We start from the raw sequence: 12,235 nt of genomic DNA, 5'->3' as shown, positions 1-12,235 counted from the left end.
GTTACACCGTTTAATTGAATTGCAGCAAAAATGCTGAGCCCTTGCCTTCAACTGATTGTACTTTGATATTGCCTTTATGCAGCAACATAATTTGCTTGCACAAGCTGAGCCCAATACCGCTTCCCGTTTTGCGCGTGCTAAAGAACGGTATGAATATTTTATCCAGCAGTTCCGGCGGCATGCCTATACCATTGTCGGATATTTTTAGTACGATCTTGTTGTTGGCCGTAGTTTCGGCGGATAGGGTGATCACCGGTTCCTTCTGATCCTTAACCGCTTCGATGGCGTTTACCAGCAGGTTGATCAGCACCTGTTCTATCAGGTTAACGTCTACCTCAATAGCTACTGAAAGATCGCGCAGAATAATATCCAGCTCAATATTCTTTTTCTCCAGCGATGGCTGCATCAGGTTGTTCAGGTTCTCAAAAAGGTCGCACACCAATACCTTCTCCAGGTCGAGCCGGGTAATTTTGTTGAGATTACGGTAGCTTTCTGTAAACTTCAGCAATCCTTCACTGCGCTTTTTAATGGTATCGATACCCAATTCCAGATCCTCTAACTGGCTGCTTACCGGACTTCCTGCTATTTCAGGGCTTTTTAACCGGTTTTTCAGGGTATCAGCCAGGGATGATATAGGCGCAACCGAGTTCATAATCTCGTGCGTCATTACACTCAATAGCTTTTGCCAGGCTTTTGACTCTGTTTCGTCAAGCGCCTCACTCACATTCTGAAAAGCAAGTAGTTTATAAAGCTTGCCCTCGCTGCGCAGCAAACTCGCGGTAACCAATATTTTAACCAACTGTTGGTTACGGTTTATAGTTACGATGTTGCTATCGCCGGGCTTTAGTTTAATAATATCCTTGTAAAGCGCTTCCTCTCGTTTTTCTAAGGAGTGTATGGATTTAAGGTAAGGTATGCCCAACAGATTTTTAAAGGCCTCATTTATCCACCCGGTTTCGCCGGTCTCTTCCTCGTACGACAAAATGCCGGTATCAACCAGTTCTAAAATTTTTTGTAAATAATAATACTGGGTTTCGCGTTCGCGGCTGATTACCTTGAAAGTGGTGTTAATATCATTAAATCCCTTGCGCAACGGTTTCAATTCGTCGGGCGCGCGGTGTACATCAAAGTGGCGCGAAAAATCACGGTAATGTATCGACTCAACAAACTGGCTGACCTCCTGCTGTGCTTTTTGCTGGAAGGAAATCATGCTGAAAACGCAATATATTACTGCCGGCCCTGTAATAATTAAATAGGGATACTGGCCCTTAACCAGTACAAAAGCGGTAGCCGTAACCGTGGCAAACAGGTACAGTACCCGCAGCACCAGGCGCCATTCGTAACGGTTAAATATCATATTTGCTTAATCTGCGGTATAGGGCGGTACGGGTTAAGCCCAACTCCTTGGCTGCACGGGTTATGTTGCCGCTGTGCTTTTCAATTACCCGGAGTATGGCGTTTTTTTCCATAGCGCTTAGTGGAATGTTGTCATCGCCTTCAAGGCTTTGCTGCACGGGTGCTTCTAATGATGAAAAGAGCAGGTCATCCGGGCCCAACGTATCATTGTCAGCCATAATAACTGCACGCTCAATAGAGTATTGCAACTCACGCACGTTACCAGGAAAGTTGTATGATTTGAGTTTTTGCAAAGCCGCGGCCTCAAACTCCATTGCCGGTTTAAGATACTTTGACGCATACATTTTGGCAAAGTGCCGGGCAAGCATTACAATATCATTATTACGTTTACGCAATGGCGGCATGGTAATTTCAACGGTGTTTATACGGTAAATCAAATCCTTACGGAATCGGTTTTCATTAGCCAGTTCCTGCAGCGGTACGTTGGTAGCGCATATCAGCCTGATGTCGATATCTATAGGCTTGTTAGTGCCCAAACGGGTTACCTGCCGGTTTTGCAATACGGTTAACAGTTTGGCCTGTTGTTGCAGGGTGATGTTGCCAATCTCGTCTAAAAACAAAGTACCGCCATGTGCATCCTCAAAGCGGCCGGGCCGATCTTCGCGCGCGTCAGTAAATGCGCCTTTTTTATGGCCGAACAGTTCACTCTCAAACAATGTGTCGGTAAGTGCACCCACATCAACCTTAACAAAAGGCTTGTTTGCCCTTAACGAGCGCTCGTGTATGGCTTTGGCCATAAGGTCTTTACCTGTGCCATTTTCGCCCAGTATTAATATATTGGCGTCGGTAGGCGCTATCTTATTTACTTTATGAAAAATGTCCTGCATAATTTCCGAATCGCCCAGTATATCTGTCGACCCGGCTTTGCTTTTCACTGGTTTATTGGTTTTGTCGCCCTCTTTCTTGTCCAGCAGGTCTGTGATGGTGCTGATCAGTTTCTCGTTATGCCAGGGCTTTACAATAAAATCATTGGCACCCTCTTTTAATGATCGTACAGCCAGGTCAATATCGCCATAAGCCGTTATCATAATAACGCATACGTTGGGCTTCCACTCCTTTACCTTGCGCAGCCAGTAAATACCTTCGTTACCGGTATTAATGGCGCTGTTAAAATTCATATCTAACAGTACAAGGTCAACCTGGTTACGCTGTAGCAGCCAGTTCAGGTTTTCAGGATTTTTCTCGGTAATAATCTCGTGTACCTCGGTTTTAAGCAATAGCTTTACCGCGGTAAGCACATCCGGATCATCATCAACGATAAGGATGGTTGCCTTTTTTAATATCATTTGTGCCAATGCTGAATATGATGTTAAGGTAAATAAAATATTGATCGCTTAAAATGCCGTTAACCAAATAGCATTGTTTTTCGCCGTTTTTAAGCTAAATTATATGCTCAGGATAGGCAACAAACCAACCATAAATTCAACTGATTGATAAACAGAATATTGCTGTTTTTAACCTTTGCGAACACTGTATCAATAACGTACACCTGCTGTAACATTAGCGTACGCAGTTATTAGCTATATGTGGCTTAAGTTGTTGTAATTCAGATTTTTAATTTGTGGCACATGTTTTTGTTAGGTACTGTAAATTCATTTATATCACAGTGGACAGAAAAATTGAGAAAAAGAAGTGGAATGCTAAACGTATAACTACCATAGCCGGTATAGCAGGCATAGTGCTGCTGGTTAGCGGTAGCATCTATTTTACATCGGGCAAAAGCAAGCTTAATGTTGATACCGAGCGTATTACTATCAGCGAGATAAAAAAAGGCCCTTTCCAGGAATTTATACCGGTTAACGGCGTGGTAATGCCTAAAACCACCATATACCTTGACGCGGTTGAAGGCGGCCGTGTGGAGAAACTATTTGTTGAAGACGGTACCACCATGAAAGCCGGCCAGCCGATATTAAAACTAACCAATACAGACTTGGAGCTAAGCCTGGCTAATGAAGAAACATCTGTATTTAACGTGCTTACGCAGATGCAGATATCGCGCGATAATGCCCAGCAAAATACAATTGGCAAGCTTAACCAGATGGCTGAGGTTGAAAGTGCGCTGAAAGAGGCCGAGCGTGTATTTAAATTGAACAAACACCTTTACGAGCAAAAAGCTATTGGCTTGCAGGAGTTCAAAAAATCAGAAAACGAGTACCTGTATGCTGTAAACCGTAAAAAACTCACTACAAAAATCCTGAATCAGGACAGCAGCTCAACCAAGCAGCAGTTAACGCAGATGGGCGAATCTTACGACCACATGAAGAGTACCCTGGCACTAATGCGTAAAAAGGTAGGCGACCTGATTGTGCGCGCGCCGGTTGACGGGCAGCTAACCTCGATGGATGCTGAAATTGGGCAGACCAAAAATAAGGGGCAACGTTTAGGGCAGATCGATGTCTTATCAGGATATAAAGTAAGGGTTGATGTTGATGAGCACTATATTTCGCGTGTGTACAATGGCCTGATGGGCGAGTTCACACTGGATAAAACTTATAAACTGCGCATAAAAAAAGTGTTTACCCAAGTAACCAACGGCCGTTTCCAGGTTGATATGGAATTTATTGGCGCCATACCAAAGGAGATGCGCCGCGGCCAAACCTTGCAGATACGATTGGCTCTGAGCGATGAAACACAGGCGCTACTGGTACCTAAGGGGGGCTTTTACCAGCAAACCGGCGGTAACTGGATATTTAAGCTGAGCGATGACGGCAAAACGGCTTACCGTGTTGATGTACAGCTTGGCCGCCAAAACCCGGATTATTACGAAGTGCTGCAAGGCCTGCAACCGGGCGATAAGGTGGTAACATCAAGCTATGATACCTATGGCGATATGCAGGAACTGGTACTGAAGAACTAACAAAAGATATTTATAAACTGAACAATCACAATTAATAACCACCATGTGGTTAAGGAGGAAAAAATGATAAAGATAACTGATCTCGAAAAGTTTTATCGTACTGAAGAAGTTGAAACCGTTGCGCTTAACAAACTATCGCTCGAAGTAAAAAAGGGTGAGTTTGTAGCCATTATGGGGCCTTCGGGCTGTGGTAAGTCAACGTTGTTGAACATCATTGGCATGCTGGATGACCCTGATGGCGGTAGCTACGTTTTCAACGGTACCGAGATTGCCCACTACAGCGAGCGCAAGCGTGCCGATCTGCGTAAGCATAACATAGGTTTCGTTTTCCAGAGCTTTAACCTGATTGATGAATTAACGGTATTTGAAAACGTAGAGCTCCCGCTGATCTACACGGGCGTAGCCGCGGCCGACCGCGCAAAGCGCGTTGAAGAGGTGCTGGATAAAATGCAGATCATGCACCGCCGTAACCACTATCCGCAGCAGTTATCGGGTGGTCAGCAACAGCGTGTGGCCATTGCCCGCGCGGTAGTTAACAAACCTAAGCTGATACTGGCGGATGAGCCTACCGGTAACCTCGACTCAAGCAACGGTAATGAGGTAATGGAGCTGTTAACTGATTTGAACGAACAGGGCACCACCATTGTAATGGTAACCCACTCCGAGCACGATGCGCGCTACAGCCACCGTATTATCCGCCTGCTGGATGGCCACACCGTAATGGAAAACATCATGATATAATAAGCAAACCAATACTCAAAACAATCACCTTTAATCACAATAAACATGTTCAAAAATTACCTTAAAATAGCCTGGCGAAATCTTGTACGTAACAAAGGCTTCGCTTTTACCAATTTGTTAGGCCTTACCATAGGTATTACCTGTGCCATGTTTATTTTTTTATGGGTGAAGGATGAGGTATCGTTTGATAAATTCAATACCGGCTATAACAACATATTTCAGGCTGTAGCTACGCGCGATTTTAAAAACAATGTTTTTACCGACGAGAACATGGTTTTCCCGCTGGCAACCGAGCTTAAAACCGGTTACCCGAATATTGAGCAGGCAGCGGTTACTACCCAAACCCAAAGCAACCTTTTTAACCTGGGCAATTCTAAGCTGAAGCGCGATGTATTGTATGTGAACGAGGATTTTTTAAAAGTATTTACGTGGAAGTTTGTAAAAGGTAACGCCGCACAGGCACTGAAAGACCCTTCATCCATCGTTATCACACAATCATCCGCAAAGGCTTTTTTTGGCGATGCTGACCCGATCAACAAAACATTAAAAATGAATAACGATCAGTCGGTAAAAGTAAGTGCGGTTGTAGCAGATCCTCCTGGCAATTCAACCGTACGTTTTGATGCTTTGATACCGATCAACTATTCTTCGCCGCAGGCTAAGCAGGATATGAATGAGTGGGTAAATTCATCGTGGCGGGTATATGTTAAAGTTAAAGAGGGCACTACCGAAGCTGAGGTAAGCCGCATTATAAACGGGGTGATGAAAAAACATAACCCTAACGAAAAGTTAAGCACCTACTTTGCGTACCCTATGAGCAAATGGCACCTGTACCACGACTTTAAGGACGGCAAAAACGTAGGTGGTATGATAGAGTATGTGCGCCTGTTCTCCATCATCGCGCTGGTAATATTGTTAATTGCCTGTGTAAACTTCATGAACCTGAGCACCGCCCGCAGCGAGAAACGCGCTAAGGAAGTAGGCATCCGTAAAACGTTGGGGTCTGATAAAAAACAACTTGTAATACAGTTTTTTGCTGAGTCGATGATATTATCATTGATCGCATTTGTGCTTTCGGTAATTCTGGTGGTAGCGCTGATGCCAATGTTTAACCAGTTGGTGGATAAGCAGCTTTTGTTAAACATAGGCGAGCCGCAACTTTGGCTGGGCGCTTTAATTATTATTTTATTTACCGGTATTACCGCAGGCAGCTACCCGGCACTATACCTGTCATCATTTAACCCGGTCAAGGTTTTAAAGGGTAGTATACCGGTAGGCAAAGGGGCGGTAACGCCGCGCAGGGTATTGGTGGTGGGGCAATTTGTGATGTCGATACTGTTAATATCATCAACCATCATCATCTACCAGCAAATACAGCACGTTAAAAACCGCAATGCCGGTTACAACGCCAATAACCTGATCATGTTGCCGAGCACCGGCTCAACAAACCGCAACTTTGATGTAATTAAAAACGAGCTGATGCAAACCGGTATCATTAAGGCCGTTAACCGTACTTTTTCGCCGGTTACAAATATCTGGTGGTTATCTGGCGGGCCCGATTATGCAGGCAAACCGGCGGGCGAGCAGATCATTTTTTCAGGCATGTATACTGATGTTAATTTCAGTAAAACGCTTGGGGTTAAAATACTCCAAGGGCGTGATTTTGATGGCACGCCGGCCGACTCATCAAACATGCTGTTAAACAAATCGGCAGTAGCGGCAATGGGTCTTAAAAATCCGGTAGGCATGAAAATGAACTACGGCCCTAATGTTTATACCGTTATAGGTATTACCGATGATATTGTAATGACCTCGCCTTACGAAAGCGTAAGGCCGATGATGACCTATTACCGCAGCGGTAACAACAACAACCTGAACATGATCAACATCAGGCTTAATGATGGCGTACAACCTAAAAAGGCGCTTGCTTCCATCAAGTCTGTTTATAATAAATACAGTCCTGACGACTTGTTTGAATACCAGTTTGCAGATCAGGAATACGGCGCAAAGTTTTATACCGAGGAGCTGATTAGCCGCATTACCAACATATTTGCCGGGCTGGCCATATTTATTTGCTGCCTTGGTTTAGCCGGGCTGGCCTCATTCACCATCGAAAAACGTTTCCGCGAAATTGGCATACGCAAGGTGCTGGGCGCATCGGTAAAGCAGGTAATTATGCTGATATCAACCGAATTTTTAAAGCTGGTAGGGCTGGCGTTTATCATAGCTGTGCCGGTAACCTGGTACCTGATGCACAACTGGCTGCAAAAGTATGCTTACCATGTTGACCTGAGTATATGGGTGTTTGGCTTTGTAGGCCTGTGCATACTGCTGCTCACATTAGTGGTCGTATCATTAAACACCTTAAAGGCGGCAACCAGTAACCCGGTAAAAAGCCTGCGGAGTGAGTAAAAATATCCAACCATAAATCACAATTATTATTAAAGCCATGTTAAAAAACTACCTTAAAATCGCCTGGAGAAATCTGCTTAAAAATAAAGGCTTCACTTTTATAAATATTGCCGGCTTAACCATTGGTATGGCAAGTGCCGCGCTTATTTTACTATGGGTGCAAAATGAGTTAAGCTACGATCGCTTTCATGATAAAAAGGATCGACTGTATACCATGTACAACCGGGCGGTTTTTGATGGTAACCTTTGGTGCTGGAATACCACACCCAAAATTATGGCCAAAACCTTAAAGGCCGATTATCCGCAGGTTGAAGAGGCGACGCATACCACCGAGTGTACATTTTTATTCACCGTGGGCGATAAGAAACTTATGGAGCGGGGTTATTTTACCGATCAGGGGTTTTTAAATATGTTCAGCTTTCCGCTGGTTAAGGGTGAACGTAACAAAGCGTTAGTTGACAATTCATCCATCGTACTTACAGAAAAAGCCGCTAAAAAATTATTTGGAAGCACTGATGCCGCCATGGGCAAAACGGTTAAGATAGATAGCAACGCGCATTTTACGGTTACCGCCGTTATGCAGGATCTGCCTAACAATACGCGCTTCAGATTTGAGTATTTACTGCCGTGGACCTATATGAAGAAAATAGGCTGGGACGATGAATCATGGGGAAATAACTCTGTGCAAACCTATGCCTTATTAAAGCCTGGCGTAAAATATGAAGCAGCAAACGCCCGCATAAAAAACATAACCAAATCACACTCTGATCAAAAGGATACCGAAGTATTTCTCCATCCTATTGAAAAATGGCGTTTGTATTCAAAATTTGAAAATGGCGTAAACACTGGTGGTAAAATAAGTACGGTAAGGCTTTTTGCCGCGATAGCCGGTTTGATACTGGTTATCGCCTGTATCAATTTCATGAACCTGAGCACCGCCCGCAGCGAGAAGCGGGCTAAAGAAGTAGGCATACGTAAAGTTGCCGGTGCGCCAAGGGAGTTTTTGATAGGCCAGTTTTTATCAGAATCGATATTGATAGCCTTGTTTGCCGGTGTGCTGGCATTAATTATTGTTCAGTTAAGCCTTTCGGGCTTTAATCAGCTTACCGGTAAGGAGCTGTTTATGCCTTACGCGAGTGTTGATTTCTGGATCATATTCTTCGGCTTTATCATTCTTACCGGCATCATAGCGGGCAGTTACCCTGCTTTCTACCTGTCGTCATTTCAACCTGTTAAAGTGCTTAAAGGTACATTTAAAGCGGCCAACGCGCTTGTTGCACCCCGTAAGGTACTGGTGGTTATACAATTTACCGTTGCCATTGTGCTGATCATCTGTACCATTATTGTTAAAAGCCAGCTGCAGCATGGCCAAAGCCGCGATACCGGCTATAAACGTGATAACCTGGTATATAGCTATATGACCGGCGATATGGGGAAACACTACAATGCCATCCGTAATGATATGATGGCAAGCGGTGCCGTAACCGGGGTAACCAAAACCAGCGCCCCAATTACAGAAGGCTGGAGTGATAGCTGGGGCTACAGCTGGCCGGGCAAAGACCCTAATGCGAAGCTCGATTTTAATGTGTTTAACGTTGATGGCGAGTTTACTAAAACCATGGGGCTAAAAATTATTGAGGGCCGCGATATTGATATTGTGAAATATCCAACCGACTCGTTAGCTATGCTGCTAAATGAGGCCGCTGTTAAAGTAATGGGTTTTAAAAACCCGGTAGGGCAAATAGTTAATAATGGTGATACAAAATGGCATGTAGTGGGCGTGATAAAAGATTTCATCCTACAATCGCCTTACGAGCCTGTGCACCCAATGGTTGTACAAGGGCCAAGTTCATGGTTCAACATTGTACACTACAAGCTTAACCCAGCGCGCAGCACCGCAGCAAACCTGAAAAGTATTGAGCAGGTATTCAAAAAATATAATCCCGACTACCCGTTTGAATACAACTTTGTGGATGAGGACTACGCTAAAAAGTTTGCCGAAGAGCAGCGCGTAGGTACACTGGCAACATTGTTTGCAGGGCTAACGGTATTTATATCATGCCTGGGTTTGTTTGGCCTGGCTACCTATATGGCGCAAAACCGCATTAAGGAGATCGGTGTACGCAAGGTATTAGGTGCATCGGTAGGGCGCATCACCCGTTTGCTTTCAATTGATTTTCTGAAACTGGTTCTAATCTCATTCCTGATAGCCGCGCCGTTCTCGTGGTGGGGTATGTCCGAATGGTTGAAAAGTTATACATACCGCGTTGATATCAGTATCTGGGTGTTTATTGGTGCGGGTGTAATGTCAATGTTAATAGCTATCGCTACCATCAGTTACCAGTCCATAAAAGCGGCAATTGCCAATCCGGTTAAAAGTTTACGCAGCGAATAAAAAATAAAAATAAAGGGAGATCATCATGCTAAAGAACTTTTTAAAAGTTGCCTGGCGCAACCTGTATAAAAACAAATCATTCTCTTTTATACACATACTGGGGCTAACCATGGCATTACGGTATGCACGATGATCTTTCTGTACATCACTAACGAATTTAGTGTTGACAGCTTCCATCAAAAAGGGAAAAACATTTACCGGGTAATGCGCGGGTATGATGCCACAAAAGCACGTGTGCCATACCTATCGGGCCCCTATGGTCCGGCTTTGCTGAACGATTACCCGAAGGATATCAAAAAAGCGGTACGTGTTATGCCTACACAGGCGCTGATAACCTTAGGCAATAACTCGTTCAACGAGAAAAATGTTTACGCCGTTGACCCCAGCTTTTTTGAATTATTTAGTTTCGGGCTGATCAAGGGCAATGTTAGCAGCGTTTTAAAAGATCCGCATAGCATTGTACTTACCGAAACAACCGCGAAAAAGTACTTCGGTAGTACCGACCCGGTAGGCAAGGTGATTGAAATGGACAAGAGCCTGCAACTTAAAGTTACCGGCGTTGTGCGCGATGTGCCTTCAAACTCACATCTCAACTTTACCATGGTGATGCCAATCACCAATTACACCAATGAGGAGTGGTTTACCAAATGGCGCAACAATAATGAGTTTGTTTATGTAGAACTTAACGAAGGCGTTAACCCGGCACAGCTCGAAAAGCAGTTTCCTACTTTTATGGATAAGTATATGGGTAAGGACCTGGCGCAGATGCATGCCCACTTTGATCTGGCATTAACCCCGCTGAAGGATATTTATTTTGAAGAATCGTCCAGCTTTGATAATGTTAAGCATGGTGATAAAAAGGTGGTGTATATCTTCCTGTCCATAGCCGTACTGATATTAGTAATAGCCTGCATCAACTTCATGAACCTTGCCACATTGCGTGCCGTTGAACGCTCAAAGGAGGTAGGCCTGCGCAAGGTGTTAGGGGCTATGCGTAACAGTTTGATAGGGCAATTCATAGGCGAATCGGTATTGCTTACGCTGATTGCATGTGTATTTGCCATCGCGTTATTATTATTGATAATGCCCTGGTATAATGGCTTGTTGGGTTATTCACTGGCAATATCATGGAATTCACCAGCGATATATCTGTTTTTATTGGGCGTGATATTATTTGTAGGCTTTCTGGCGGGTAGTTACCCGGCGTTCTTCCTGTCATCATTTACACCTATACAGGCGCTAAAAGGCAAATTGCAATTGGGCAAGGGCGGTGCGTTCTTCAGGCAGGCGCTGGTGGTGGTGCAATTCAGTATTTCGGTGTTCCTGATCATCAGCACTATCATGATAAAAAAGCAAATGAGCTTTGTAAAGAGTAAGGATCTGGGTTACAGCAAGGAGCAAACCATTGTTGTGCCGATTAATAACGGCGACATCTATAACAACCGCATAAGCTTTAAAAATGAGCTGATGGCGCATAGCAATGTGGAGTCAGTGGCCATGATGTCGGGCGAACCGGGTGGCTATTATGATAGGCATAGCTTTGAGGTAGAGGGCCAGCACGAAACCTATAATGCCCGTACCGAGTTTGCCGATTTTGAGTATGTAAAAACCCTCGGACTTAAAATTGTAGCCGGTCGCGATTTTTCGCCGAAGTTCGCTACCGATACCACCGGCTCAGTTTTAATTAACGAAACCGCCGCTCAACAGCTGGGCTTTACCCCGGCGCAGGCCGTTGGTAAATGGATTATTGATAACATGCGCGATAGCAACCGCAGGCACATAGTCGGAGTGGTGAAGGATTTCAACTTCCTGTCGCTTAAAGAAAATATGGATGCGCTGGTGATTTCGCCGGCTGAAGATAGCCGCGTTGCAGTCATCAAATTAAAACCGGGCAACGTAACTGCCGGATTAAATATAATTAAACAGGCGTATACCAAGGCGGCTCCGGCATACCCAATGGAGTACACTTTTCTCGACCAGAAATTTGATACTACTTACAAAGCCGATCTGCGGCAGCAAACCATATTGAGCGTGTTTTCAGGCTTGGCCATTTTTATTGCCTGCCTGGGGTTGTTTGGCCTGGCATCATTTACCGCGGGAAAACGGACAAAGGAGATTGGTGTACGCAAGGTGCTCGGTTCATCGGTACAAAATATATTGATACTACTGTCGGGCGACATGCTGAAACCCGTACTTGTCGCCACAGTTATAGCTATCCCGTTGGGGTATTACAGCGCTGATAAATGGCTGCAAAATTTTGCTTACCGCACACCTATGCATTGGTGGGTGTTTGGGCTGGCTGCCATTATCACTTTCGGCATAGCCATTTTCACGGTTAGCTTTCAGTCGCTAAAAGCAGCATTAGCCAACCCGGTAAAAAGCCTGCGCAGCGAATAGCTAAGTGTTTACTGTTT

General features: G+C 44.5%; 7 protein-coding genes. 5 read left to right on the top strand and 2 right to left on the bottom strand.

All coding sequences use genetic code 11. From position 1 onward, the window contains the following. Positions 1-10: 10 nt before the first annotated feature. On the bottom strand, positions 11-1,357 hold the full coding sequence (locus LT679_RS18465) for a sensor histidine kinase (RefSeq protein WP_232179165.1): 1,347 nt from the start codon (positions 1,355-1,357) through the stop codon (positions 11-13). Then, entirely contained in the window at positions 1,347-2,702 is a 1,356-nt protein-coding gene (locus tag LT679_RS18460) for a sigma-54-dependent transcriptional regulator (protein ID WP_232179164.1), read from the bottom strand. Before LT679_RS18460 ends, LT679_RS18465 begins: the two co-directional genes overlap by 11 nt. 320 nt (positions 2,703-3,022) lie before the next feature. Here LT679_RS18460 and LT679_RS18455 point away from each other — a divergent pair, with 320 nt between their 5' ends. From LT679_RS18455 to LT679_RS18435, 5 genes are all read left to right on the top strand, one after another. Beyond that, positions 3,023-4,273, top strand: coding sequence for an efflux RND transporter periplasmic adaptor subunit (locus tag LT679_RS18455; protein ID WP_232179163.1), 1,251 nt, complete (start codon positions 3,023-3,025; stop codon positions 4,271-4,273). 63 nt (positions 4,274-4,336) lie between these two features. Further along, positions 4,337-5,014: an ABC transporter ATP-binding protein gene (locus LT679_RS18450; RefSeq protein WP_232179162.1), complete on the top strand. Its 678-nt coding sequence runs from the start codon at positions 4,337-4,339 to the stop codon at positions 5,012-5,014. Positions 5,015-5,059: 45 nt separating this feature from the next. Continuing rightward, entirely contained in the window at positions 5,060-7,426 is a 2,367-nt protein-coding gene (locus tag LT679_RS18445) for an ABC transporter permease (protein ID WP_232179161.1), read from the top strand. Between the two features lie 37 nt (positions 7,427-7,463). Further along, positions 7,464-9,821, top strand: coding sequence for an ABC transporter permease (locus tag LT679_RS18440; RefSeq protein WP_232179160.1), 2,358 nt, complete (start codon positions 7,464-7,466; stop codon positions 9,819-9,821). 129 nt (positions 9,822-9,950) lie between these two features. Next, positions 9,951-12,218 carry an ABC transporter permease gene (locus LT679_RS18435; protein WP_232179159.1) on the top strand — a complete coding sequence of 756 codons (2,268 nt, stop codon included), beginning with the start codon at positions 9,951-9,953 and terminating at the stop codon, positions 12,216-12,218. The last annotated feature ends 17 nt before the right edge of the window (positions 12,219-12,235 follow it).

Origin of the sequence: Mucilaginibacter roseus (assembly GCF_021215455.1) — a bacterium.
Taxonomy (GTDB): Bacteria; Bacteroidota; Bacteroidia; order Sphingobacteriales; family Sphingobacteriaceae; genus Mucilaginibacter; species Mucilaginibacter roseus.
The sequence above is the reverse complement of the archived record's forward strand: the minus strand, read 5'-3'. Positions and strand labels throughout refer to the sequence as shown.

Coding starts and splice junctions, on each gene's coding strand:
- LT679_RS18465 (WP_232179165.1), bottom strand. CDS start 1,357: ATGATATTTAACCGTTACGAATGGCGCCTGGTGCTGCGGGTACTGTAC.
- LT679_RS18460 (WP_232179164.1), bottom strand. CDS start 2,702: ATGATATTAAAAAAGGCAACCATCCTTATCGTTGATGATGATCCGGAT.
- LT679_RS18450 (WP_232179162.1), top strand. CDS start 4,337: ATGATAAAGATAACTGATCTCGAAAAGTTTTATCGTACTGAAGAAGTT.
- LT679_RS18445 (WP_232179161.1), top strand. CDS start 5,060: ATGTTCAAAAATTACCTTAAAATAGCCTGGCGAAATCTTGTACGTAAC.
- LT679_RS18440 (WP_232179160.1), top strand. CDS start 7,464: ATGTTAAAAAACTACCTTAAAATCGCCTGGAGAAATCTGCTTAAAAAT.
- LT679_RS18435 (WP_232179159.1), top strand. CDS start 9,951: ATGATCTTTCTGTACATCACTAACGAATTTAGTGTTGACAGCTTCCAT.